Annotated in this window: 24 protein-coding genes; 20 read left to right on the top strand and 4 right to left on the bottom strand. The window is 67.4% G+C overall.

Going from position 1 to position 25,334, the window contains the following annotated elements; genetic code table 11:
- Nucleotides 1–77 precede the first annotated feature (77 nt).
- The 3 genes from mfd (at nt 78) to ACQY9S_RS05405 (ending at nt 4,798) form a co-directional block, all read left to right on the top strand.
- Entirely contained in the window at nt 78–3,554 is a 3,477-nt protein-coding gene (gene mfd / locus ACQY9S_RS05415) for a transcription-repair coupling factor (RefSeq protein ID WP_428423675.1), read from the top strand.
- Nucleotides 3,551–4,279, top strand: coding sequence for a phosphoserine phosphatase SerB (gene serB, locus ACQY9S_RS05410; protein WP_428423673.1), 729 nt, complete (start codon nt 3,551–3,553; stop codon nt 4,277–4,279). The genes mfd and serB overlap by 4 nt, the downstream gene beginning before the upstream one ends.
- Before the next feature lie 96 nt (nt 4,280–4,375).
- The gene (locus ACQY9S_RS05405) at nt 4,376–4,798 is read left to right on the top strand and encodes a cupin domain-containing protein (protein WP_428423671.1); all 423 of its coding nucleotides are present in this window, start codon (nt 4,376–4,378) and stop codon (nt 4,796–4,798) included.
- Between the two features lie 55 nt (nt 4,799–4,853).
- Here the strand turns inward: ACQY9S_RS05405 and ACQY9S_RS05400 are convergent, their stop codons facing one another.
- Nucleotides 4,854–5,510: a glutathione S-transferase family protein gene (locus ACQY9S_RS05400; RefSeq protein WP_428423669.1), complete on the bottom strand. Its 657-nt coding sequence runs from the start codon at nt 5,508–5,510 to the stop codon at nt 4,854–4,856.
- Between the two features lie 134 nt (nt 5,511–5,644).
- On the opposite strand from ACQY9S_RS05400, the gene ACQY9S_RS05395 reads away from it, so the two are divergent.
- On the top strand, nt 5,645–6,865 hold the full coding sequence (locus tag ACQY9S_RS05395) for a polyhydroxyalkanoate depolymerase (protein WP_428423667.1): 1,221 nt from the start codon (nt 5,645–5,647) through the stop codon (nt 6,863–6,865).
- Nucleotides 6,866–6,946: 81 nt separating this feature from the next.
- On the opposite strand, the gene ACQY9S_RS05390 is transcribed toward ACQY9S_RS05395, so the two are convergent.
- Complete coding sequence (locus ACQY9S_RS05390) at nt 6,947–7,765, bottom strand: hypothetical protein (protein WP_428423665.1); 819 nt, start codon at nt 7,763–7,765, stop codon at nt 6,947–6,949.
- Between the two features lie 188 nt (nt 7,766–7,953).
- Between ACQY9S_RS05390 and ACQY9S_RS05385 the strand changes: the two genes are divergently transcribed.
- The 15 genes from ACQY9S_RS05385 to ACQY9S_RS05315 all read left to right on the top strand — a co-directional run bounded on the left by ACQY9S_RS05385 (nt 7,954) and on the right by ACQY9S_RS05315 (nt 23,208).
- Complete coding sequence (locus ACQY9S_RS05385; RefSeq protein WP_428423663.1) at nt 7,954–8,709, top strand: LytTR family transcriptional regulator DNA-binding domain-containing protein; 756 nt, start codon at nt 7,954–7,956, stop codon at nt 8,707–8,709.
- 215 nt (nt 8,710–8,924) lie between these two features.
- A complete protein-coding gene (locus ACQY9S_RS05380) occupies nt 8,925–9,527 on the top strand; it encodes an OmpW/AlkL family protein (protein ID WP_428423661.1) in 603 nt (200 codons plus the stop codon).
- Between the two features lie 303 nt (nt 9,528–9,830).
- The gene (locus ACQY9S_RS05375) at nt 9,831–10,694 is read left to right on the top strand and encodes an FAD binding domain-containing protein (protein WP_428423659.1); all 864 of its coding nucleotides are present in this window, start codon (nt 9,831–9,833) and stop codon (nt 10,692–10,694) included.
- A gap of 22 nt (nt 10,695–10,716) precedes the next feature.
- Nucleotides 10,717–11,208, top strand: a complete 492-nt coding sequence (locus tag ACQY9S_RS05370; RefSeq protein ID WP_428423657.1) for a (2Fe-2S)-binding protein — start codon at nt 10,717–10,719, stop codon at nt 11,206–11,208.
- Nucleotides 11,205–13,619, top strand: coding sequence for an aerobic carbon-monoxide dehydrogenase large subunit (locus tag ACQY9S_RS05365; protein WP_428423655.1), 2,415 nt, complete (start codon nt 11,205–11,207; stop codon nt 13,617–13,619). The genes ACQY9S_RS05370 and ACQY9S_RS05365 overlap by 4 nt, the downstream gene beginning before the upstream one ends.
- Nucleotides 13,619–14,233, top strand: coding sequence for an SRPBCC family protein (locus ACQY9S_RS05360; protein ID WP_428423653.1), 615 nt, complete (start codon nt 13,619–13,621; stop codon nt 14,231–14,233). Before ACQY9S_RS05365 ends, ACQY9S_RS05360 begins: the two co-directional genes overlap by 1 nt.
- A 4-nt stretch (nt 14,234–14,237) precedes the next feature.
- Nucleotides 14,238–15,143 (top strand): AAA family ATPase, encoded by a 906-nt coding sequence (locus ACQY9S_RS05355; RefSeq protein WP_428423651.1) that lies wholly within the window; start codon nt 14,238–14,240, stop codon nt 15,141–15,143.
- 95 nt (nt 15,144–15,238) lie between these two features.
- Nucleotides 15,239–16,390, top strand: a complete 1,152-nt coding sequence (locus tag ACQY9S_RS05350) for a VWA domain-containing protein (RefSeq protein WP_428423649.1) — start codon at nt 15,239–15,241, stop codon at nt 16,388–16,390.
- Between the two features lie 23 nt (nt 16,391–16,413).
- Nucleotides 16,414–17,343, top strand: a complete 930-nt coding sequence (locus ACQY9S_RS05345) for an XdhC family protein (protein WP_428423647.1) — start codon at nt 16,414–16,416, stop codon at nt 17,341–17,343.
- A gap of 1 nt (nt 17,344) precedes the next feature.
- The gene (locus tag ACQY9S_RS05340; RefSeq protein ID WP_428423645.1) at nt 17,345–18,016 is read left to right on the top strand and encodes a nucleotidyltransferase family protein; all 672 of its coding nucleotides are present in this window, start codon (nt 17,345–17,347) and stop codon (nt 18,014–18,016) included.
- 7 nt (nt 18,017–18,023) lie between these two features.
- Entirely contained in the window at nt 18,024–18,725 is a 702-nt protein-coding gene (locus ACQY9S_RS05335; protein WP_428423643.1) for a putative 2OG-Fe(II) oxygenase, read from the top strand.
- 43 nt (nt 18,726–18,768) lie between these two features.
- Nucleotides 18,769–19,833 carry a hypothetical protein gene (locus ACQY9S_RS05330; RefSeq protein ID WP_428423641.1) on the top strand — a complete coding sequence of 355 codons (1,065 nt, stop codon included), beginning with the start codon at nt 18,769–18,771 and terminating at the stop codon, nt 19,831–19,833.
- Nucleotides 19,830–20,834, top strand: a complete 1,005-nt coding sequence (locus tag ACQY9S_RS05325; protein ID WP_428423639.1) for an XdhC family protein — start codon at nt 19,830–19,832, stop codon at nt 20,832–20,834. Before ACQY9S_RS05330 ends, ACQY9S_RS05325 begins: the two co-directional genes overlap by 4 nt.
- Before the next feature lie 206 nt (nt 20,835–21,040).
- Nucleotides 21,041–21,775, top strand: a complete 735-nt coding sequence (locus tag ACQY9S_RS05320; RefSeq protein WP_428423637.1) for an MHYT domain-containing protein — start codon at nt 21,041–21,043, stop codon at nt 21,773–21,775.
- Nucleotides 21,772–23,208 carry a methyl-accepting chemotaxis protein gene (locus tag ACQY9S_RS05315; protein WP_428423635.1) on the top strand — a complete coding sequence of 479 codons (1,437 nt, stop codon included), beginning with the start codon at nt 21,772–21,774 and terminating at the stop codon, nt 23,206–23,208. Before ACQY9S_RS05320 ends, ACQY9S_RS05315 begins: the two co-directional genes overlap by 4 nt.
- 96 nt (nt 23,209–23,304) lie before the next feature.
- Here the strand turns inward: ACQY9S_RS05315 and rraA are convergent, their stop codons facing one another.
- Both rraA and ACQY9S_RS05305 read right to left on the bottom strand, forming a co-directional pair.
- Nucleotides 23,305–23,808, bottom strand: coding sequence for a ribonuclease E activity regulator RraA (rraA, locus tag ACQY9S_RS05310; protein WP_428423633.1), 504 nt, complete (start codon nt 23,806–23,808; stop codon nt 23,305–23,307).
- On the bottom strand, nt 23,805–24,296 hold the full coding sequence (locus ACQY9S_RS05305; protein ID WP_428423631.1) for an Lrp/AsnC family transcriptional regulator: 492 nt from the start codon (nt 24,294–24,296) through the stop codon (nt 23,805–23,807). The genes rraA and ACQY9S_RS05305 overlap by 4 nt, the downstream gene beginning before the upstream one ends.
- 103 nt (nt 24,297–24,399) lie before the next feature.
- Between ACQY9S_RS05305 and ACQY9S_RS05300 the strand changes: the two genes are divergently transcribed.
- The gene (locus ACQY9S_RS05300) at nt 24,400–25,320 is read left to right on the top strand and encodes an EamA family transporter (protein ID WP_428423629.1); all 921 of its coding nucleotides are present in this window, start codon (nt 24,400–24,402) and stop codon (nt 25,318–25,320) included.
- Nucleotides 25,321–25,334: the final 14 nt, after the last annotated feature.

The raw sequence follows: 25,334 nt of genomic DNA, 5'->3' as shown, positions 1-25,334 counted from the left end.
TGCCGATTCTAGAATTCACGCCGTGGATCGCCCCGCCTGCTCCCGCGGCGGGGCGATCTGCATTGGCCTTTCACCCCATGCACCTCCCCGCCCTCGTTCCCGGAAAACGCTACGCCCTGCCCCGCCCGCTCGGCTCGGCCGATGCGCTGCTGCTCGCCCGCTTCGCCGAGCAGCGCGCCGCGCAGCAGCAGCTCACCGCCATCGTCAGCGCCGACCCGGCCGACACGCAGCGGCTGCAGGACGAGCTGGCCTTCTTCGCGCCGGGCCTGCGCATCGCCGTGTTTCCCGACTGGGAGACCCTGCCCTACGACAGCTTCTCGCCGCACCAGGACCTGATCTCGGAGCGGCTGGCCACGCTGTGGCGCATCCTGCATGCGCGCGGGGACGGCGCGATCGACGTGGTGCTGATGCCGGCCACCACGGCGCTGCTGCGGCTCGCGCCGCCGGCCTTCCTGGCCGCCTACACCTTCCAGTTCGCGCAGAAGCAGAAGCTCGACGAGGCCGCGCTGAAGGCCCAGCTCACGCTGGCCGGCTACCAGCACGTGAGCCAGGTGGTCTCGCCCGGCGAGTACGCGGTGCGCGGCGGGCTGATCGACCTGTTCCCGATGGGCTCGCCGGTGCCCTACCGGGTCGACCTGTTCGACAACGAGGTCGACTCGATCCGCACCTTCGATCCCGACAGCCAGCGCAGCCTCTACCCGGTGCCCGAGGTGCGGCTGCTGCCGGGCCGCGAGTTCCCGATGGACGAGGCCGCGCGCACCGCTTTCCGCGCCCGCTGGCGCGAGAAGATGGAGGGCGACCCGAGCCGCTCGCGCCTGTACAAGGACATGGGCACCGGCTTGGCCGGCCCCGGCATCGAGTTCTACCTGCCGCTGTTCTTCGACGAGACCGCGACGGTGTTCGACTACCTCGGCGCAGCAGCGCAATTGGTGCTGCATGGCGAGGTCGACACCGCGCTGCAGAAGTTCTGGGGCGAGACGCGCGAGCGCCACCGCTTCCTGCAGCACGATCCGGAGCGCCCGATCCTGCCGCCGCAGGAGATCTACCTGACGCCGGAGGCCTTCTTCGCACGCTGCAACGAGCATGCACAACTGTCGCTGCGCGGCAGCGATCCTGTCGAGTGGGTCCGCCCGCTGCCCGACCTCGCCGTCGAGCGCGGCACGCCCGATCCGCTGCGCAAGCTGGAGCAGCACCTCGCGAAGAACGCCGACGGCGGCCCGCGCGTGCTGCTGGTCGCCGAAAGTCAGGGCCGGCGAGAAAGCCTGCTCGAACTGCTGCGCGATCACAAGCTCGAGCCCGCGGTGGTCGAGTCGCTCGCGGCCTTCGAGGCCAGCGACCACCGTTATGCGATCACCGTCGCGCCGCTGGCGAGCGGCTTCTTCTGGGTCCGCGAGGAAGATGCGCCCGGCATCCAGTTCGTCACCGAGACCGAGCTGTTCGACGCCGCGCCCACGGTGCGCCGGCGCCGCAAGCAGGAACAGACCAGCGATGTCGACGCGCTGATCAAGGACCTGTCGGAGCTGAAGGTCGGCGACCCGGTGGTGCATGCCAACCACGGCATCGGCCGCTACGTCGGGCTGGTGAACATCGACATCGGCGACGGACCCAGCGAATTCCTGCACCTCGAGTACGCCGACAAGGCGACGCTCTACGTGCCGGTGGCGCAGCTGCAGCTGATCAGCCGCTACACCGGCGTCAGCGCCGAGGAGGCGCCGCTGCACCGGCTGGGCTCCGGCCAGTGGGAGAAAGCCAGGCGCAAGGCGGCCGAGCAGGTGCGCGACACCGCCGCCGAGCTGCTGAACCTGTACGCGCGCCGCGCCGCCCGCGAGGGCCATGCGTTCCGCTTCTCGCCGCAGGACTACGAGGCCTTCGCTGCCAGCTTCGGCTTCGAGGAGACGGCCGACCAGCGCGCCGCGATCCACGCGGTGATCCAGGACATGATCAGCCCCAAGCCGATGGACCGGCTGGTGTGCGGCGACGTCGGTTTCGGCAAGACCGAGGTGGCGCTGCGCGCCGCCTTCGTCGCCGTCACCGGCGGCAAGCAGGTGGCGCTGCTGGCGCCGACCACGCTGCTGGCCGAGCAGCACTACCAGAACATCGCCGACCGCTTTGCCAGGTGGCCGATCAAGGTGGCCGAGATGTCGCGCTTTCGCTCGGGCAAGGAGATCAAGGCCGCGATGGCGGGCCTGGCCGACGGCACGATCGACATCGTCGTCGGCACCCACAAGCTGCTGAGCCAGGACACCCGATTCGCGAACCTGGGCCTGCTGATCATCGACGAGGAGCACCGCTTCGGCGTGCGCCACAAGGAGGCGATGAAGGCGCTGCGCGCCGAGGTCGACGTGCTGACGCTGACCGCCACGCCGATCCCGCGCACGCTGGGCATGGCGCTCGAAGGCCTGCGCGACCTGAGCGTGATCGCCACCGCGCCGCAGCGCCGGCTGGCGATCAAGACCTTCGTGAGAACTGAAACGAACGGAACGATCCGCGAAGGGGTGCTGCGGGAATTGAAACGCGGCGGCCAGGTCTACTTCCTGCACAACGAGGTCGAGACGATCGAGAACCGGCGCCGCAACCTCGAGGAGCTGCTGCCCGAGGCCCGCGTCGCCGTCGCCCACGGCCAGATGCCCGAGCGCGAGCTCGAGCGCGTGATGCGCGAGTTCGTCGCGCAGAAGCACAACCTGCTGCTGTGCTCGACCATCATCGAGACCGGCATCGACGTGCCCACCGCCAACACCATCGTGATGAGCCGCGCCGACAAGTTCGGCCTGGCCCAGCTGCACCAGCTGCGCGGGCGCGTCGGCCGCTCGCACCACCAGGCCTACGCCTACCTGCTGGTGCCCGACGTCGAAGGCCTCAGCAAGCAGGCTGCGCAGCGCCTGCAGGCGATCCAGGACATGGAGGAGCTGGGCTCGGGCTTCTACCTCGCGATGCACGACCTGGAGATCCGCGGCGCCGGCGAGGTGCTGGGAGAGAACCAGAGCGGCAACATGATGGAGGTCGGCTTCCAGCTCTACAACGAGATGCTGGCCGCCGCCGTGCGCGAGATGAAGGCCGGCCGCAGCGCCGAGCTGAGCGACCTGCTGAACCCGGTCAACGCGGCGACCGAGGTCAACCTGCACGCCCCCGCGCTGCTGCCCGACGCCTACTGCGGCGACGTGCACGTGCGCCTGTCGCTCTACAAGCGCCTGGCCACCGCCGACAAGCTCGACAAGATCGACACCCTGCTCGAGGAGATCGTCGACCGCTTCGGGAAGCTGCCGGCGCAGGCCCAGACGCTGTTCGACGTGCACCGCCTGCGCGTGCAGGCGCGCGCCTACGGCGTCGTCAAGATCGACGCCGGCCCGCAGGCCATGAGCATCGGCTTTCGCAGCAACGCCCCGGTCGACGCGCTGCGCATCATCGAGCTGGTGCAGAAGAACCGCCACATCAAGCTGGCCGGCAACGACAAGCTGCGCATCGAAAAATCCCTGAGCGACCCCAAGGACCGCGCCCAGTTCATCCGCGACGTGCTGCGCTCGCTCGGCACGCCGACCCCCACCGTTCCTGCATGAGCACACCCTCCACCTCCGCCGCCTCCGGGTTCGCGCCGGGCCTCGCCATCAAGGGCTTCGCCCCGCCGCTGAGGCTGGCCGACTTCGGGCTGATCGCCTTCGACATGGACTCGACGCTGATCAACATCGAGTGCGTCGACGAGATCGCCGACGCCGCCGGCCGCAAGGCCGAGGTGGCGGCAATCACGGAGGCCGCGATGCGCGGCGAGATCGCCGACTACAAGGACAGCCTGCGCCGGCGCGTCGCGCTGCTCGAGGGTGTGCCGGTGGCCGCGATGCAGCAGGTGCTCGACGAGCGCCTGCAACTCAACCCGGGCGCCGAAGCCCTGGTGCGCGCCTGCCAGGCCGCCGGCCTGAGAACGCTGCTGGTCTCGGGCGGCTTCAGCTTCTTCACCGACCACGTGCGCGACCGGCTGGGCCTCGACTTCACCCGCAGCAACGTGCTCGAAGTGGCCGACGGTGCGCTCACCGGCCGCCTGGTCGACCAGGCCTGGGGCGACATCTGCGACGGCGAGGAAAAGAAGCGCATGCTGCTCGCCACCTGCCAGCGGCTCGGCATCGCCCCGTCCCGCGCGATCGCGATGGGCGACGGTGCCAACGACCTGCCGATGATGGGCGCCGCCGGGCTCTCGGTGGCCTACCACGCCAAGCCGGCAGTGCGCGCGCAGGCCATGGTCGCGATCGACGACGGCGGCCTCGACCGGCTGCTGCAGGTGTTCAACTGACCGCCTCGGCGCGCCCTTTCGCTGGGCACACCGAGGCGGTCGGGCAGGAACGGTTTGTGCATGGCAGCAAGCCATCGCAACCCCGGGAGGCCCGCCATGCTCGACCGCACTGCCACGAAGTTTTCCCATGTCAAACCGACCGACACCCGGTTTCGCAGCGACGGCCTGAGGGATTTTTTTCTATACCGCGATCTCGGCATCGCCGAGGCGACCAGCGGCAAGGTGATCGCGCAGCTCGTGATCGCCAACAATGCACCGGAGAAAGGCACGGGATGGCACCGCCATGAGGCGGAGTTCCACATCGTCCTCATGCTCAGGGGCTGGGCCAAGTTCATGTACGAGGACAAGGAAACCCTGGTGTCGGCCGGCGACTGCGTGCACCAGCGCCCCGGCGTGAGGCACTTCCTGTTCGACTACTCGCCCGACATGGAGTACCTGGAGGTGGTCGGGCCGGCGGACTTCACCACCATCGACGTCGACCCGGTCTGCGACATCCCGGCGCCCGAGTCCTGGGCCTGAGCAACGCCCTCCCCATGCTCCCGCCTGCGGCGGGAGCCGGCGGGCTGCCGGGTCTTCAGAACTCGACCTCGAGTTCCTCCATCGATTCCGGTTCCGCCTTCGCCGCGGCAATCCACTCCTGCATCTCGGGCATCGCCATCACACGCAGGCAGTACTCGATGCAGGCGCGGTCGCTGATGCGCACGTCGTAGGTCTTGAGCCGCGTCACCACCGGGGCATACATCGCGTCGGCGATGCTGCGCTCCCCGAACAGCCAGGGCCCGCCGTAGCGCTCGAGGCATTCCGACCAGATCTCGATCACCCGGTCGATGTCGGACTGGGCCCGGCTCCACACCTTGTAGCCCGGGAAGCTGCCCTTCAGGTTCATCGGCAGCGCCGAGCGCAGCGAGCTGAAGCCGGAGTGCATCTCGCCGCAGACGGCGCGGCAGTGCGCGCGGGCGATGCGGTCGGCCGGCAGCAGCCCGGCCTTGGGCTTGATCTCGTTCAGGTACTCGGCGATCGCCAGCGTGTCCCAGACCTCGGCCTTGTCGTGCGTCAGGCGCGGCACCAGGATCGACGGCGCGAGCAGCAGGATCTCGGCGCGCACGCCGGGGTCGTCGGGCGGCAGCACGTTCTCGTTGAAGTCCAGCCCCGCGAAGCGCGCGAGCAGCCAGCCGCGCAGCGACCACGACGAATAGTTCTTGCTGCTGATGGTGAGCGTGGCCTTGGCCATGGTGCGTGTCTCCTCCTGGTGCGATGACCCCCCGCAATCGCTGTGCCAGCTTGGGGCGGGTCGGCACGCATGGCCTGCAACTTGCCTGCATGAACGGGTAGAACCCTGCCCGTCGACAGGGGATGAGGCAGCCCATGATGTACGAGGCCTACCAAGCACACACCGACTTGATGGCACCGGTCCAGATGGCGGCGCGCACCGCGGCGTCCTACCTCAGCCACGAGTGGTTCGCCTTCAAGCAAATGCCGGCCGTGCGCAAACTCGCGGCCGCCTGCGAGGTCCTGACGCTCGCCAAGCTCACCCACCACCGGCCCGAATTCCGCATCGACTCCGTGCGGGTCGGCGAGCGCGAACTGAAGGTGCGTGAAGAGGTGGTGACCAGCACCCCCTTCGCGACGCTGCTGCGCTTCGTGCGCGAGGACGCCCCGGCGGACCAGCCGCGCGTGCTGATCGCGGCACCGCTGTCGGGCCACTTCGCCACGCTGCTGCGCGACACCGTGCGCACGATGATGGCCGACCACGACGTCTACATCACCGACTGGCACAACGCCCGCCACGTGCCGCTGGCCGAGGGCCCGTTCGGGCTGGACGAATACATCGAACACCTGATGCGTTTCCTGGAAGCCATGGGGCCGGGCTCGCACCTGATGGCGATCTGCCAGCCCTGCGTGCCGGCGCTCGCCGCGGTGGCGCTGATGGCCGAAGACGACAACCCGGCCCAGCCGCGCAGCATGTCGCTGATGGCCGGCCCGATCGACTGCCGCATCAACCCGACCGGGGTGAACGTGCTGGCCACCAGCAAGCCGATCGAGTGGTTCGAGAAGAACCTGGTGCACACCGTGCCGATGCGCTATGCCGGAGCGATGCGCCGCGTCTACCCCGGCTTCCTGCAGCTGACCGCCTTCATGAGCATGAACCCGGACCGGCACCGCAAGGCGTTCGCCGACCTCTACCACCACCTGGCCAACGGCGACATCGAAAAGGCCGAGGCCACGCGGCAGTTCTACGACGAGTACTTCGCCGTCAACGACCTGGCGGCCGAGTTCTACCTCGAGACCGTGAAGCTGGTGTTCCAGGACTACGCGCTGGCGCGCGGCGAGCTGAACTACCGCGGCCGCAAGGTCGACACGAAGGCGATCCGCCGCACCGCCCTCTTCACCGTCGAAGGCGAACGCGACGACATCTGCTCGATCGGCCAGACCGTCGCCGCGCACGACCTGTGCGGCGGCCTCGCGCCGTTCCGCAAGACCCACCACGTGCAGCTCGGCGTCGGCCACTACGGCGTGTTCAGCGGCCGGCGCTGGCAGCAGCAGATCTACCCGCGGGTGCGGGAGCTGATCCACGTGAGCCAGTGAGGCTCTCGCCGGCCGCGGCGCGCGCCATCCCGCCGCGTTGACGACCCCCGGGGCCGGCCAGGTGACCCTTGCGGGCCGGCGTCACGCCTCGTGGGTCACGTCGCCGGCGAGCCGGCCTCGCTGGAGCTTCAACACCCAGGCCGCCCAGGCGAGCGCCAGCAGCAGCACCAGCGCACCCAGCTTGTGGACCAGCGCGCCGATGAACTGCGCCTTGGGCAGCAGGCCCAGCGAGGAGAACAGGTAGATCCAGTCGTGGCCGCCCGCCTCTCCGGTGGCACCCGACAGCAGCACCAGCTGCGGCTGCAGCGCGTCGTACATGTACGGCGCCATGTCGAGCAGCGACACGCCCAGCAGCCACAGGCCGATGGCGGCACCGAAGGGGTCACGGTTCTTCAGCACGAAGGCGGCGACCAGCACGGCGGGCATGAGCAGCTGACCCAGCGTGCCGCCCAGGACCGCCACCCACTCGCCGAACAGCCTGAACAGCACGTGGCCGGCCTCGTGGAACACCAGCAGCGGCCCGTGAATGAACGACGAAGCCATCTCCCCGCTGCGGTAGTCGAGCGCGATCAGGCGCAGGCCCCAGATGGCAAAGCACGCGAGCAGCGCAAGCCGCAGCCAGAACCGCGTGACGTCGACGCGCGCAGGCACATGTAACAGCCAGCCGCGCAAGCCCGGCGCGTCGGCGGCGGCATCGCCTGCCACGCTCTCCGCGGCGGCCCAGAACGGGCGGCGATCACGGGTCGCAGCCGGAACACCGGCTGCCACCGGCCCGGGCGGCACCAGCTTGGCCAGGATCACGCCACACGCCGGGCACGCCGCCGGCAAGGCCTGCTCCAGCGGCAGTGGGTGGTGATGGCATTTGGGGCAGCGCTCGAACATGCGCGCCAGTCTATCCACGGGGCGCGGCCTGGCGCTCGCGGCAAGGTGGTCCGATCACGGCTTCAGGACAACCATGAGAGCTTGGCGGGAATATCGCTCTGGCGCCCGGACCGGCAGCCGGTGTGCGTGAATAACATTCAGGACAACCCTTGTCAGGCGCCACGAGAGAGCGTGATTCAATTGCACATCGACCTGCAGAGTCCTGAATGAATTCGCGCACGAATTTCGGCACCCCCCTCTACCACCTCGAGCGTTTCGATGTGGGCGTGGTGCAGTTGGACCGCGACCTGAAGGTCGTGGCGATGAACAGTCTGGCCCGCCGCGTGCTCCCGGTCGACGAGAAGCAGCCCTTCGACAAGATGGTGCTGTCCTTCCATCCGGAGCGCTCACAGTCGAAAGTGAAGTTCCTGCTCGATCAGGCCGAGTGCCCGGTCAGCAATCCTCCGCCGATGACCATGATCATCAACATCCCCGAGCGGGTGTTGCTCATCAAGGTCAGCAAGATGTCGGATCAGCGTGGCGATACGGTCAACCACTTGCTGATCTTCTACGACATCACCGACATGGTCAGTGGAGACGAGCCGACCACGCAGAAGCCACAGACCAAGCGGCAGCTGCGGAAGATCCCCACCGTGTCACAGAACCGGATTGTCCTCGTGGACGTCGAGGCGGTGATCTATATCCGCGCCGAAGGCCACTACACGTGGATCGGCACGGAGCACGGGACCAGCTTCTGCAATCTCAACATCAGCGACCTGGCCGAGCGGCTCGATGGCGTTTCGTTCCTGCGCATCCACCGCAGCTATCTCGCCAACCTGCAATTCGCTGAACAGCTCGTGCGCGACGACGGCAAGGTCAGCCTCAAGCTGCGCGGCAACGCATCCACGCTGCCGGTGTCACGTTCCAGCGTGCCGCTCCTGCTGGAGCGGCTGGGCATCGCCGAGACCGACAGCCCACGCTGAACCCGCCGGGGCTTGTCCGCCAGCCCCGACAAAGCACTGCACTTCGTGCGGCGTGTGCTGCATTTCGTGCATGCCTTCCCGGTGTTCGTGCATCCGCCGGGCCGGGCTCCGCCTTCGGACCTAAGTTCGCCGCCACTTGACGCAAGTCAAGTACCGCGGCGCGCCCGCGAAGGGCGCCGTACACCACATAAACATCATGAGACAGGAGTCCCACCATGAGGAAGATCCACCTTGCCCTGATTGCTGCCGTTGTTGGCGGTCTGGCCCCGCTGGCCCACGCCCAGGCCGCCGGCGACTGGTTGGTGCGCGTCCGCGCCGTGAATCTGGATCCGGCCAACAAGGACGACATCGCCATCACCGACGTGAGCATCAATAGCAAGGTGATCCCGGAGGTCGACATCAGCTACTTCTTCACGCCCAATATCGCGGCCGAACTGATCCTGACCTACCCGCAGAAGCACGACGTCAGCTCCACCGCGCACGGCGGCAAGATCGGTACCCTGAAGCACCTGCCCCCGGTGCTGACGGCCCAGTACCACTTCACCAACTTCGGCACCATCAAGCCTTACCTGGGCCTGGGCCTGAACTACACGCGCTTCTCCAACGTGGACCTGCCGGCGGGGTTCACCATCGACAAGAACAGTTTCGGTCTGGCGCTGCAGGCGGGTGTCGATTTCGCGCTGACCAAGGAATGGTCGCTGAACCTCGACATCAAGAAGGTGCAGCTGCGCACCGACCTGTTCGCGAACGGCACCAATCTCGGCACCATCAAGGTCGATCCGACCCTGATCGGCATCGGAGTCGGCTACAGGTTTTGAGCCGCTGGCTTTGACCTCGGCCGGTGCGGCGCTCGAGCGCGCCGCACCGGCCGCAGGGACCGGGCGTCGCCGAGACCGACAGCTAGCACTGACCTCGTAAAAACCCGCAATCGGGTTACTCCCAGGCACCCTGTGGTGAGCTGCATTTCGTGCAGTTCGCTCCGCATTTCGTGCGGGCCACGCCGGGGTTCGTGCAAGCGCCGAAGCGGGTTTCGTTCTGGAGCCTAAGGTCACCCCCGCTTGATCAATATCAAAGCAAGGGTCGCCCCGCGAAGGCGCCTTGCACCACAGGAGACAGTCACGATGATTCCACCCGGATTCGAGTACCACGCGCCACGCTCGGTCGCCGACGCGTTGAAGTTGTTGGGCCAGCTCGGCCCCGACGCCAAGCTGCTGGCCGGCGGGCACAGCCTGCTGCCGATGATGAAGCTGCGCTTTGCGCAGCCGGAGCACCTCATCGATCTGAACCGGATCGAGTCCTTGCGCGGCATCCGCGAAGAGAGTGGCACGGTGGTGATTGGTGCGATGACGGTCGAGAACGACCTGATCTCATCGAAGATTCTCCAGGCCAGGCTGCCGATCCTGCCCGAGGCGGCCCGACTGATCGCAGACCCGCAGGTGCGCAATCGCGGCACTATCGGCGGCGACATCGCCCACGGCGACCCGGGCAACGACCATCCGGCGATTGCCATTGCGCTGGACGCCACCCTGGTGCTCGAAGGGCCCAAGGGTCAGCGCATGGTCAAGGCCAACAGCTTCTTCCTCGGCACCTACATGACCGACATGGCCGAAGATGAAATCCTCACCGAGATCCGCGTGCCGGCTTTCGCCCCGAAAACTGGTTACGCCTACGAAAAGCTCAAGCGCAAGACGGGTGACTGGGCCACCGCCGGCGCGGCTGTCGTGATGCGAATGGACGGCGGCAAGGTCAGCGCGGTGCGCATTGCGCTCACGAACGTGGCGGCGACCGCACTGCGCGCAGGCGATGCCGAGACGGCGCTTCTCGGCAAGCCGCTGTCGGACGCAACGATTGTCGACGCTGCCGCCAAGGCGATGGCGATCTGCGATCCGGCCGAGGACCTGCGCGGTGACCGCGAATACAAGACCGCCATGGCCGGCGAGATGGTCAAGCGCGCGATCCGCAAGGCAGCCTCCCGCTGCCAGTGACAAAGAGAACGGAGACACCCTCATGGGCAAGAAACTCATTACCGTCAAATTGAACGGCCGCGCCGTGGAGAAAGCGGTCGAGCCGCGCACCCTGCTCATCCACTTCCTGCGCGAGGACTGCCAGTTGACCGGCGCGCACATCGGCTGCGATACCAGCCACTGCGGCGCCTGCACGGTCGACATCGACGGCCGTTCGGTCAAGAGCTGCACGCATCTCGCGATCCAGTGCGACGGCTCCGACGTGCAAACCGTCGAGGGTCTCGCGAACGCCGGTGTCCTGCACGCGGTGCAGGAAGGCTTCTACAAGGAGCACGGCCTGCAATGCGGCTTCTGCACGCCCGGCATGCTGATGCGCGCCTACCGCTTTCTGCAAGAGAACCCCGACCCCACCGAATCCGAGGTGCGGATGGGCATGAGCGGAAACCTCTGCCGCTGCACGGGCTACCAGAACATCGTCAAGGCCGTGCTGTACGCGGCCGCCAAGCTGCGCGAGACCCAAAAGGAGGCCGCATGAACGCACCTGCTGACCCGAAGCTGCTCGAGCGCAGCGCCGCCCTGCAAGGCATGGGCGAGAGCCGTCTGCGCAAGGAGGATGCCCGCTTCATCCAGGGCAAGGGCAACTATGTCGACGACATCAAGATGCCCGGCATGCTGCACATGGACATCGTGCGTTCGCCGATCGCGCACGGCCGCATCAAGAGCATCAACAAGGCGGCCGCGCTCGCCATCCCCGGTGTGCACGCGGTGCTGACTGCCGACGACCTCAAGCCGCTCAAGCTGCACTGGATGCCCACGCTGGCCGGTGACGTGGCCGCGGTGCTGGCCGACGAGAAGGTGCACTTCCAGATGCAGGAAGTGGCGATCGTGATCGCCGACGACCGCTACATCGCCGCGGATGCCGTCGAGGCGGTGGAGGTCGAGTACGAGGAATTGCCGGTCGTGATCGATCCATACAAGGCCCTCGATCCCGGCGCGCCGGTGCTGCGCGAAGACTTGGCAGGCAAGACCGAAGGCGCTCACGGCAAGCGCGATCACCACAACCACATCTTCACCTGGGAGGCCGGCGACAAAGCGGCGGTCGATGCTGCCTTCGCGAACGCGCCCGTCTCGGTGAGCGAGCGGATCGTCTACCCGCGCGTGCATCCCTGCCCGCTGGAAACCTGTGGCTGCGTGGCCAGCTTCGATCCGGTCCGCGGCGAGCTGACAACCTACATCACCTCGCAGGCGCCGCACGTGGTGCGCACGGTGGTCTCGCTGCTGTCGGGCATCCCGGAATCCAAGGTGCGCATCGTCAGCCCCGACATCGGCGGCGGCTTCGGCAACAAGGTCGGCATCTACCCGGGTTATGTCTGCGCCATCGTCGCGTCCATCGTGCTGGGCAAGCCGGTCAAGTGGGTCGAGGACCGAGTCGAGAACATCTCCACGACGGCGTTCGCCCGCGACTACCACATGGACGGCGAACTCGCCGCCACGCCGGACGGCAAGATCCTGGGCCTGCGCGTGCATGTCCTCGCGGACCACGGCGCCTTCGATGCCTGCGCCGACCCCACCAAGTTCCCTGCGGGCATGTTCCACATCTGCTCGGGTTCGTACGACATCGCGGCGGCCTTCTGCAGCGTCAAGGGGGTCTACACCAACAAGGCGCCGGGCGGCGTTTCCTACCGCTGCTCCTTCCGCGTGACGGAGGCGGTGTACCTGATCGAGCGCATGGTCGACGTGCTGGCGCAGAAGCTCGGCATGGACAAGGCCGAGATCCGCGCCAAGAACTTCATCCGCAAGGAGCAATTCCCTTACACCAGTGCCTTCGGCTTCGAATACGACTCGGGCGACTACCACACGGCGTTGAAGAAGGTGCTGGACGCGGTGGACTACAAGGGCCTGCGTGCTGAGCAAGCCGCCAAGCGTGCCGACCCCAAGAGTCCGACGCTGATGGGCATCGGCCTGGTCACGTTCACCGAAGTGGTGGGCGCAGGGCCCAGCAAGATGTGCGACATCCTGGGCGTGGGCATGTTCGACTCCTGCGAAATCCGCATCCACCCGACTGGCAGCGCGATCGCCCGCATGGGCACGATCACGCAGGGCCAGGGTCACCAGACCACCTACGCGCAGATCATCGCCACCGAATTGGGCATCCCGTCCGAGGTGATCCAGGTGGAAGAAGGAGACACGTCCACTGCGCCGTATGGCCTGGGTACCTATGGCTCGCGTTCCACGCCGGTGGCCGGTGCCGCGATCGCGCTGGCCGCGCGCAAGATCCACGCCAAGGCGCGCAAGATCGCTGCGCACCTGCTCGAGGTCGGTGAGAACGATCTGGACTGGGAGATCGACCGCTTCAAGGTCAAGGGCGACGACGCGAAGTTCAAGTCCATGAAGGACATCGCATGGGCCGCGTACAACCAGCCGCCTGCCGGACTGGAGCCGGGCCTGGAGGCCGTTCACTACTACGACCCGCCCAACTTCACCTTCCCCTTCGGCATCTACCTGTGCGTGGTCGACATCGACCGGAGCACCGGCGAGACCAAGATCCGCCGCTTCTACGCGCTGGACGACTGCGGCACCCGCATCAACCCGATGATCATCGAGGGCCAGATCCACGGCGGCCTGACCGAAGGATTCGCAGTGGCCATGGGCCAGCAGATGCCCTTCGACGCACAGGGCAACCTGCTGGGCAACACGCTGATGGACTACTACCTGCCCACCGCCGTCGAAACCCCGCATTGGGAGACCGACTACACGGTAACGCCGTCGCCGCACCATCCGATCGGCGCCAAGGGCGTGGCCGAGTCGCCGCACGTCGGCTCGATCCCGACCTTCACCTCGGCGGTGGTTGACGCCTTCGCGCACCTCGGTGTGACGCAGATGACCATGCCGCACAACAGCTACCGCGTGTGGCAGCAACTCAAGAAGTCCGGAGTGGCGCTGTAATGGAAGTCGAACTCAACAAACGCTACCCGCTGGCCGTGTCCAGCGAACAGGCGTGGGTCATCCTCTCGGACATCCGCGCGGTGGCCGGCTGTATGCCGGGGGCCCAGATCACCGATCAGCTGGATGCCACGCACTACAAGGGCATCGTCAAGAGCAAGGTCGGCCCCGCCGTGATGAGCTTCAACGGCGACATCGAGGTGCTGGGCCTCGACGCCTCGATACGCCGGCTGGAGATGCTGGGCAAGGGCGCCGACAAGGGCGGCTCGTCTGCGTCGATGAACCTCGTCGCTCACCTCGAAGCCGGCGAGTCGGCCGGCACTTCGGTACTGGTCGGTGTGGCGACCGTCACCGTCAGCGGCAAGTTGGCGCAGTTCGGCGGTCGGTTGCTGGTGCCGATCGCCGACGCCATGCTCGCGCAGTTCGCCGACAACTTCCGCACCGCTGCGGCGGCCGTTCCTGGTGCGGCTACGGCCGCCGCGCTCCGCGCGGTTGGCGCACATCCGATGCCCCCCACCAAGCCGCCTGCGGCTGCAAAGGAGCTCAACGCGCTGGGCTTGATGTGGATTGTCGTCAAGGGCTGGTTCTCCAACCTGTTCGGCAAGAAAGCGACCTGAGACGATGAACGACGATGCCTTGCGAACATCGCTGCACCAGGCCGGCTACATCGCCGACGAGACGCTGACCACCACACTGTGGCTGGCCGGCGAGTTGCAGCGCCCGCTGATGCTCGAAGGCGATGCCGGCGTCGGCAAGACCGCGCTGGCCGCCGCACTGGCCCGCGCGCGCGGCCAGCAACTGGTGCGCCTGCAATGCTACGAGGGGCTGGACCTGTCGCAGGCCGCGTACGAATGGAACTACGGACGCCAGTTGCTGGCGATCCGGCTGCATGAAACGCAGCCGGATCGCATGCAGGAAGCAGACCTGTTCGCACGCGACTACCTGCTCGAACGACCCTTGCTGCAGGCCATCTCCAGCGACGCGCCCTGCGTGTTGCTGATCGACGAGATCGACCGCGCCGACGAAGCCTTCGAGGCTTTCCTGCTCGAAGTACTGGCCGACTACCAGATCACCGTGCCCGAACTGGGCACGCTGCGCGCGCGGCACATCCCGCAGGTCGTCCTGACCAGCAACGGCACACGCGAACTGTCCGACGCCCTGCGCCGCCGCTGCCTGTACCACTACGTCGAGTACCCGACGCTGGCGCGCGAAATCGCGATCGTGCGTGCCACGTTGCCTGAGGCCGAGAGCGCGCTGACCGAGCAAGCAGTGGCCTTCGTGCAAAGCCTGCGCCGGGAAGACCTGGCCAAGAAGCCCGGCATCGCCGAGACGCTGGACTGGGTGCGTGCGCTGCACCGGCTCGACTGCAAGGCCCTGCCGGACGACCCGCAGGCACTGGCCGCTTCGCTGTCCTGCCTGCTGAAGACACGCGAAGACCGCTTCCAGTTCGACGCGGTTCGCGTGCGCCAGCTGGTCGAAGGCCGGCGCAGCGTGGGCGTGGCCGAGAAGGCGCCGCAGCCGTCATGAGCACTGGCAAACTTGCCGTTTCGCCGGCTTCCCGAGCGAGGCAAGGAGACTCGGGAGCGGCCGTTCGCTTCCTCGAGAACACGTCAGCGCAACCCTTGGAGGCCATCGCGGGGTTTGCCGCGCTGCTGCGTGACCACGGCCTGGCGGTCGGCGTCGCCGAACAGCAGGCGATGGTGCGCACCGCCTTGCGCCTGCCCATCGAACGCTACGCCGGACTCGATGCGGCCTGGCGCGCCATCGCCTGCCACGACGTGCGCGATTGGCGACGCTGGCCCGAGTTGTTCCAGCGCTACTGGTACCCGCAGCGTGTCAAGGGCAGCACGCGCGTCAGCGGCCAGACGCGATCCAGTCGCAACCTGCAGCAACTGGTGCAGAGCCTGCAAGAGAGCATGGCCCCCGGCGCGCCACGCGACACCTCGTCCAGAGGCCCGGCCGATGCCGCGCTGCAGCCGGTGTCCACTGCGTCCGACGAGCCTGGTCTGCCCCGCGCCCAGGGCGGCGCCAGCCGCACCGATGCCCTGCACGACCGAAGCTTGTCGCAATGGCTGCCGCAGGATCTGGCGCAACTGGAACGCCTGGCAGAGCAGATTGCGCAGGCGCTGCGCAAGCGGCTGACGCGCCGCTGGCATGACAGCCCCACCGGCCGACGCCTGGACCTGCGCCGCACGCTGCGCAACAGCCTGCGCACCGGGGGCCTGCCCTTGCACCCGGTGTGGCGCGCGCCGCGCAAAGAGCGGCCACGTCTGTTCATTCTGGTCGACGTCAGCCGCTCGATGGAGACCCATGCGCAGCTGTTCCTGCGAATCGCGCGCGCCTTCGTCTCGGCAATGGGCGCGCGGGTCTTCGTCTTTCACACGCGGCTGGCCGAGATCACTCCGCTCCTGCGCAGCGATTCGGCTGCGGTACAGGAGAAGGTCAATGCCGTCACCGCCGGCTTTGGCGGCGGCACACGCATCGCGACCAGCCTGGCCGACTTCCATAGCGCGCATGCCCGGGCGCAGCTGACGCGCCAGGCGCGGGTCTGGCTGCTGTCCGACGGTTTCGATGCCGATGAGCCTGCCCGTCTGTCGGAGGAGTTGGCCTGCGTGCGCCGGCGCGGCGCACGCATCGCCTGGTTCCACCCGTCCGAGCACCCACCGGTCTCGCAGGCTCTGCAGGCGGCGAACGCACAGCGCGGCCTGATCGAGCGCTTCCATCGTCTGAACAGTCTGCGTGACTTGGCCCAGCTCGCCAATCACCTGAGCTGAAGGCAATGCACGAGGAATTCATGATGAACACTGCCGAGACCGTCTTCGCTGCGGCCCAGCGCCTGCAGCACAGTGGCACCCCATACGCCCTGGTCAGCGTGATCCGTGCGCTGCCACCGGCGTCGGCCCGTCCCGGCGACAAGGCCGTGGTCACGGCCGATGGCCAGTTGCACGGCTGGGTCGGCGGTGGCTGCGCCCAGCCGGTGGTGATCCGCACCGTGCGTCAGGTGCTGGCCGAGGGGCGGGCGAAACTGATCCGCATCACGCCGGCGTCGGACGGCAGCGAAAGGGAGCTGGGCGACGTGCTCGAGTTCGGCATGAGCTGCCATTCCGGCGGCACGCTGGAGCTCTTCATCGACCCGGTGCTGCCGCGCGCCCAGCTGGTGGTGATCGGGACCTCGCCGGTGGCGCAGAGCCTCGTCCAGCTGGCTCCGCGCGTCGGTTTCGCGGTCACGCTGGTCGCGCACGAAGCCGACACGGCGGCCTATCCCGATGCGCAGCGGGTCATCGCGAATGACGATATCGCCGCCGTGATGCCCCAGGTCGCGTCCGGCGCCTGGGTCGTGGTCGCGACGCAGGGCCGGCGCGACCTGCAGGCACTGCGACTGGCGCTCGCACTTCAGGCACGGCAGGTGTCCTTCGTCGCGAGCGCCAAGAAGGCCCAGGTGCTGAAGGAATCGCTGGTGACGGCCGGCGCCGACGCGGCCGCGGTGGCGGCCATCGTCGCCCCCGCCGGTTATCCGATGGCGGCGAACACGCCGGAGGAGATCGCGCTGTCGGTCCTGGCGGCCGTGGTCTCGCACCGGCGGGGCGCGCCGGTCCCTGCGACGGCAGTGCCCGCGGCGGTGGCCGCGCTGCCGCAGACGGCCGCAGCGGTGGCCTCCTGTTGCGGCGGCCCGGTGGTCGAGTTGCCGCTGTTGCCCCTCGCCAAGCCCTCTTGCTGCGCAGACTGACATGGGATGCCTCCTCAAAGGTGGCGGCGGCCTCTACGCCCGTGTCGCGGTGGGGGCCGTGTTGCTGGCCGCCGGCGCGGGCAGCCGGCTGGGGCACCGGCCGAAGTCGCTGCTCGAACTGGGTGGCGTGCCGCTGATCCGCCGTCAATTGATTGCGTTGTCGGGCGCTGGCATCGACGAAGTGGTGGTCGTGCTGGGGCACCATGCCGATGCCATCGAGGCTGCGGTGCGCGACTTCCCCGTCACGCTGGTCCGCAACCCTTCGCCCGACGATGGCCAGGCCTCGTCGGTGCGCATCGGGCTGCAGGCGCTGGCGGGCAAGCTGGATGCCGTGATCGTCGCGCTGGCCGACCAGCCGCTGGTCAACGCGCAGGACATCAGCGCGCTGATCGGCGCCTTCAAGAAGCGCGGCACGGCGGCGATGGTGGTGCCGCGCGTGGGCGGCGAACCGGGCAACCCGGTGATTTTCGAGGCCGCCTTGCGCGATGAATGGCTGGCCGGCGACGTCAACGCCGCTTGCCGCCGCTGGCGTGGCGAACACCCGGAGCGGGTGCACTGGTTCGACACCGACAACACGCGCTACCGGATCGACATCGACACTCCCGAGGACCTGCAACGCTTCGTTGAGCGCACAGGGCACACGCTGCGCTGGCCCGTGGTGATGGCGCAATGAGGCCCTCATGAGCATGGGGATCGGTTTCCGTTCGCTCTGGCCCACGCCGCTGGGAATCCATCGCCACCCCAGTGCGGAGCAGCTCAACCCACTGCTGGTTCGCGTGTTCGGCGCCTTGCGCACCACCCAGTTGCACCGCCGCGGGCAGGCTCCGGCGGCGTTCTTTGCCAGCGACGACGATCTGCTCCATCGCGTGCAATTGCCGGAGTGGCAGGTCTTCGTGCGCTTTCTGGTCGAATGCCTTCGGGACACCGCCAAGTCGGCCAACCAGGGCGCCTGGCCGGCCGAAGGACTGGACTTGCAGGTGGCCATCGAGGGCATGTGGTTCCAGTGCGCCAACCGGGGCGCCTTCCACGACGTGCACACACACGGCAACTGCTCGTGGTCGGCGGTGTACGTGGTCCAGGTCGATGCCCCGTCCTCTCGGATCGCGCACCCCGTCTACGGCGCGGCCAATGGCGTGACGCGCTTCTACGGCCCACCGTTTGCTGCGCTGGGGGGGGCACATGTGGACCTCGGCAATGCGTACTTGCAGCCACCCCATGTGGACGTGGCACCCGTGCCGGGCCAGCTCGTCGTGTTCCCGTCCTGGCTGGCCCACCAGGCCATGCCCTACGACGGCGACGCGGAGCGCATCGTCGTGTCCTTCAACGCCAGCCTGCACGGCGCGCGCGGCAGCGATCGACTGCATGAATACAGTGCGCGTTAGCCCGGCCTTCCGCCTGGCAGTGGCGCGTGCGCTGGCCTGGGCAATGTTGTTCGGCGGCTGGTTGGAGCTGGGTGCGCTCGGGCGATGGGCCATGCCGCTGTGGGTCGAAGGGTTGGGTCCGGTGGCGCTGTGGCTGGCCTCGGCAGGTGCTGCACTCCAGCTCGGACGCCCGCTGTTGCTGTCCGGCCTGCGCTTGAGAGCAATAGTCGTCGTCACCGGGCTGATCACCGCAGCGGGCCTGCACGGAGCGGCCCATGGCGGTGGTGCCATCGCCGTGTGCATTGCTTCGCTTGCCTGGGGGGTGTTGCTGGTCGCCGCATCGCGCGCGGTGCGCATGATGCGGCCCTTTGCCCAACGGCCACCGTCTCCAGTCCTGCCGGCGGCGGCCGGCGCAGCCGTCGCTTGGGCGCTGGCTGGCGACCTGGCCGGGGTACCGACACCGGCGATGGTGTCGAGCGTGATCATCGCGTGCCTCGGCCTGTCGATGCTGCTGCCGCGCGGTGCCGCCGCACGCGGCTGCCGGACCGGCCTGTTCGACTGCGCACTATCGATGGGCTCGGGGTCGCTGTGGCGCACGACGGCGGGTTGGGCGCTGGGGGGTGCGCGATGGACCATGCTGCCGATGATGGCGTCGCTCACCCTCATGACCGATTGGTGCGCCGCGGGCGGGAACCAGCGTCCTTCGCAGATTGTCGGGCTGCACCTTGCCGCGATGCTGCTGCCGCCGCTGTTGCTGCACCTGTTTCGCACGCCATTGCGGAGCCCGTCCTGGGTGGCCCTCCCGATGGCCACGGGGCTGGTTCTGTTCCAAGGGATGCCGGGGGCCCAAGGCTGGATGGCGGTCTCGATCTGCCACGCAGCGGCCTGGGGCCTTGCCTGGTCCACCCAACTCTCGCGCGCGGCCGGACCGTGCCAGCCCGTGTTGAAGACAGGGTGGATGGCCGTGCTGGCACCAGCCGGCGTGGTGTACGTGCTGGGCGCGGCGTTGGCAGACCTGGGGCCTCAGGCATTGGGCTTCGTGCACCTCGGCTTGGGCTCGTTGTCGGTGATCGGCGCGCTGGTCTCGATGTCGAGGCCCCCTGCTTTGAGCAAGGAGAATGGATCTTGAACAGCATGGATGTGGAGGTGTTGCGCACCGCCATCGCATGGTTGCACCATGGACACCGCGTGGTGATGGGCACGGTCGTGCGCACCTGGGGCTCGTCGCCCAGGCCGCCGGGTTCGCTGATGATCATTCGCGACGATGGCCAAGTGGCAGGCTCGCTGTCGGGCGGCTGCATAGAGGACGACCTGATCGAGCGTGTGCGCCGCGCCGAACTCGCGCCGGCCCTGCCGCAGACCACGGTCTACGGCGCGAATGCCGAAGAGGCCCAACGTTTTGGCCTGCCATGCGGCGGCACGGTGCAGATCGTGCTGGAGCCGTTGGGGCCTTGGTCGGGGTTGGAGCCCTTGCTGAGCGCCGTCGAGCAGCACCGGGTGGTACAGCGGCGCCTGGAGATGAGCACCGGGACCGTCTGGCTCGAACCCGCGCAGGCGGGCGACATGATCCTGTTCGACGGACGCACGCTCCAGACCGTCCACGGCCCGCGCCTGCGACTCCTGATCATCGGCGGCGGCCAGCTTTCACGTTACCTCGCTGCCATGGCCGTGATGCTGGACTACCACGTGACGGTGTGCGATCCGCGCGAGGAATACCACGAAGGGTGGCAGCCGCTGGAAGGTGTGACGCTGTCGCGCCAGATGCCCGATGACCTCGTCCTTGCGATGAAGCTCGACGCCAGCTGCGCGGTCGTCGCCGTCACGCACGACCCGAAGCTCGACGACCTGGCCTTGATGGAGGCCTTGAAAACACCGGCTTTCTACGTGGGGGCTCTGGGTTCCCGGCGCAACAACGATGTTCGCCGGCGGCGTCTGCTCGAATTCGATGTTTCTGCTCCGCAAGTGAACACGCTGAGAGGCCCGGTGGGCCTGAACCTGGGCGGCAAGACACCTCCGGAGATATCCCTGTCGATCATGGCCGAGATGACGGCCGTTCGCCGCGGCATCGGCCTGGGTACTGCCTTGACGGATTGGAGTGGATCGATGACCGAGTGCAAGGCAGCGACATGACTCCATCATGAGATGTACTCGCAAATGACGACGACAACGGCACCAGCAGATACACGCAACGGCTCCGAAACCGGACCACGGGCTGCCATGGCGGACCACGGCCTGGAGCAGGCAGCCGAATCGGCGCTGTTCCGGCGTCCTGATCCCACGCACCTTGCCGCGGTCTCCCGGGACGGCCCTGTCGGCGTCTGTCCACGATTGCTGCCATGAATGCACTGGCTGTTGGCGCCACGGTCGGCTATCAATACGATCTGCGACTGGTCGTGTTGTCGTTTCTCATTTCCGTATTCGGGTCATATGTCGCCATGTGGCTTGCGTCGGGTCGCGAAAATTCGCAGGTGACGGTCTATGGCCCTGCAGTGGCCTTGGGCGGTTGCGCGATCTGGGCGATGCATTTCATTGGCATGGCTGCGTACAAGACGCAGCTTTATGTCTCGTATGCCGTCGTGCCGACCGTGCTGTCGCTTCTGATTGCAATAGTGTTCACGGCATTCGGTTTCCATCTGGCGCTCAAGGGGACCAAGCGCCTCTGGAATCTACTGCCCAGCGGCATAGTGATCGGCTCGGGCGCGGCCGCAATGCACTACCTCGGAATGTTCGGCATGGACCTTCGTGCGACGATCGATTGGGACCTGACGATGGTCGCGGTCTCGGTGGCGATTGCAATCGCCGCCGCCACTGTCGCGATCTGGCTCACCTTCCACGTGAAGACGGGCGGCCAACGGATATTTGCCGCGGTCATCATGGGCATCGCCGTGTGCGCAATGCACTATACGGGGATGGCGGCGGCCACTCTCGTCTGCGTGGCCCAGGCCAACCGGAGTGAACTGGGCTTCGAAGGTCCGTACCTTGCCTACTTGACGTTCGGCGTTGCCCTCATCGCGCTGGGAGCCAGCGTCGCATTCGGTCGCATCGATGTCACGGCGAGGCGGCTCCCATGACACGGGACTCCAACGCAGCACAGCAGTCGTTCGCGAGAACGGCGGATAGCGTGATCCTCCTTGCGCTTGTCGTTTCGGCATTTGCCGCCGGGGCAATAGGCTCCTACTACGGCGACTTGACAATCGGTGTCGTGGTGAGCGCCGCACTTCTCGCGGTGGGTGGACTCGTCTACTGCACCGCGCGCGGCACGGCGTTCTCGAGCGTGGCCCTGGCGCTGTGTCTCTCGGCAATGGTCGCCCTGCACATACAGCTGGGGCGCGGCACGATCGAGTTTCACTTCGGGGTATTCGTTGCGCTGGCCTTGTTGCTGGTCTATCGAGATTGGCGTCCCGTCCTGTCATCGGCCGCGTTCTTCGCAGTCCACCACGTCCTGTTCGACCGTCTGCAGGCCTTTGGCTACGGCGTCTATTGCATGCCTGCCGCGAATTTCCTGGCGACCGTGATGCATGCCTGCTATGTGCTGGTACAGACCAGTCTCGAGTTGTTCATGGCGATCTGGATGCGCAACTTGGCCACGAGCGGTCAGGAACTGGAAGAGCTGGTGCATGCAATAGACACGGAAGGTGCCGTATCCCTCGATGTCGACGAAGTCCATGTGCGGTCCGTCGTCGGGTTGGCACTCAAAGCAGCCATCACCCGGATGAACGCCGCCATGCTGCAAGTGCAAAGTTCCGCGGCATATATTCAGATCGCCAGCACGGAGATCGCAACAGGGACTGTCGATCTGTCGACGCGTACCGAACAGGCGGCATCCAATCTGCAGGAAGCCGTTTCGTCAATGGAGCAGTTGACGGGAACGGTCAAGCAGACCGCCGAGTCCGCTCGTCAGGCCAACAAGGTGGCCGAGTCCGCGACCGAGGCCGCCGTCCGAAGCGGAGCCGTGGTATCGCAGGCTGTCACGACGATGGAGGAAATCAACTCCAGTTCCAAGAGAATCGCCGACATCGTCGGCGTGATCGATGGAATCGCATTCCAGACGAACATCCTCGCATTGAATGCCGCCGTCGAGGCGGCGCGTGCCGGCGGGCATGGGCGCGGGTTCACCGCCGTGGCCAGCGAGGTTCGGGGGTTGGCGCAGCGCAGCGCTGAATCTGCCAAGGAGATATCGGAGCTCATCGGGACCAGCGTCGACCGAATCAAAAGTGGGGCGAAACTCGTCGGCGACGCCGGCGGCGCGATGTTGGAGATCGTCGAATCGATCCGGATGGTTTCGCAAAGCATTGGTGAGATCAATGCCGCCTCGCACGAGCAATCCGGGGGACTCTCTTCGGTCAACAGATCGGTCAGTCAACTCGAGAGAATGACGCAGCAGAATGCCGCACTCGTCGAGCAGAGCAGTGCTGCCGCACAAAGCCTTCGCCAGCAAGCCACGAGGTTGAACGACGTGATCCAAGGCTTCCGTTTGACTCAACATTCTGCGAGCGCCGGGTAGCTCGCCGCTCCTTGTGCACGTGCGACGGGTCCAGTGCGGGCCAGTCGATGCCGTTGTCGGAAACGAAGACTTCCAGGTTCGTCGATTGAAGGGTGTTCAGTCCGGGCCGGTCATCACCACGACGCCATCCTCGTCCGCATAGACCCACTCCCCCGCCCTCACCCACACCCCCTGCACCTGCACCGCCACGTCGCGCTGGCCCTCGTTGCGCTTCTCGGTCGGCAGCGGCATCAGGGCGAGCGCGCGGATGCCCACCTGGCTGGCCGCCAGTTCGGCGGCATCGCGCACGCAGCCGTTCACCAGCACGCCCGCCCAGCCGTTCTTCGCCGCCGCGGCGCCGATGTTGCCGCCCACCAGTGCGCGGCGCAGCGAGGCGCCACCGTCGACCACCAGCACGCGGCCCTGGCCGGGTTCGTCGAGCGCGAGCTTCACGAGGCTGTTGTCCTCGAAGCACTTCACCGTGCTCACCGGCCCGGCGAACTTCGCCACGCCGCCGTAGCTGTGGAACACCGGCGGCAGCACGCGAAAGGCGCCGTCGGTGTCGTTCTTGTGCGCGTCGCACAGATCGCAGGTCGAGAAGCCTTTGCTGTCGGTCGTCATGCGTTCTCCACTTTCCTGATCGGGGGTTTCACGTCCTCGCGGCGCGGCGGCAGCATCGGCTGGTGCTCGCGCGCGGGGTTGAGGATGATGGCGGTCGAGGTCTCGGTGAGGATGCAGAACTTGGTGACCACCGCGTCGAGGTGCGACACGTCGATCACCGCGATCTCCAGGATCCAGCTGTCCTCGCCGGTCACGTTGTAGGCATTGATGACCTCGGGTGTCTGCTGCACCAGCTTGACCACTTGCGCGTACTCGGCGCGGCCCACGCGGATCATCGCGCGGATGCCGTAGCCCAGCGCCTGCAGGTTGACCGTGGCGCGGTAGCCAGTGACGACGCCGGCCGCCTCGAGCTTGCGCACGCGCTCGGTCACCGCCGGTTGGCTCAGGTGCACGCGCCGGCCCAGCTCGGCCATGCTCAGGCGGGCCTCGGCCTGCAGTTCGGCGAGGATGCGCGTGTCGTAGGCGTCGAGGCTCATGGCAGCAGGCATGCTGAAGCCTAGCACGCGACTTTCCTGCAAATCGAAGGCGGCAACGCTGTCTTTCCTTGAATCGACGCTTCAATCCTCGGGGCTCGCGGCCTAGCATTTCGGCATGAGTTCGCTCGCCCCTCCACTGTCCTTGTCGCGCCCCGGCCTGTCGCCGCTGGTCGTCGCCTGTCTCGCCGCGACCTGGCTGGTCTGGGGCTCGACCTATCTTGCGATCAAGTTCGCGCTGATCGGCTTCCCGCCCTTCCTGCAGATGGGCTCGCGTTTCCTCGTCGCCGGCGCGCTGCTGGCCGCGTGGATGCGCTGGGTGAGGCAGGCGCCATGGCCGAGCGCCCGGCAGTGGCGCCACGCACTGCTGGTCGGCGCGCTGATGCTGGGCGGCGGCATGGGCGGCACCGCCTATGCCGAGCAGAGCGTGGGCTCGGGCCTGGTGGTCGCCTTCATCGCCGTGGTGCCGGTGATGATGGCGGCCGGCCTGGTGCTGTGGCGCGTGTTCCCCGGCCGGCTCGAGGCGGCCGGCATCGCCGTCGGCCTGGGCGGCGTGCTGATGCTGACGCAGGGCGCCGGTTTCCAGGCCTCGGCGACCGGGCTCGCGGCCATCGGGCTGGCCTGCCTGACGTGGACCGCCGGCAGCCTGCTGAGCCAGCGCAGGACGCCGCTGGCACCGGGCGCGATGGGCTTCGCGAGCGAGATGCTCTGCGGCGGCCTCGTGCTGCTGGCGATGGCCGCGGTCGACGGCGAGTACGCCACGTTCGCGCGGCAATGGCCACCCGCGCCGGTGGCCGTCGCGGCCTGGGCCTACCTGGTGGTGTTCGGCTCGCTGATCGCCTTCAACGCTTACATGCTGCTGCTCGCGCACGCGTCGCCGGGGCTGGCGTCGAGCTACTGCTTCGTCAACCCGGTGATCGCGCTGCTGCTCGGCGTTTCGCTCGGCGGCGAAGCCGTCAGCGGCTACGAGTGGGCCGCCGCCGTGGTGGTGCTGACCGGCGTGGTGCTGCTGCTCACCGGAAGGCGCCCGGCGACCTGACGCCGGCCGAGCGG

Source organism: Methylibium sp. (assembly GCF_965279545.1).
Taxonomy (GTDB): Bacteria; Pseudomonadota; Gammaproteobacteria; order Burkholderiales; family Burkholderiaceae_C; genus Methylibium.
This window is presented reverse-complemented; position numbering and strand designations above follow the sequence as displayed.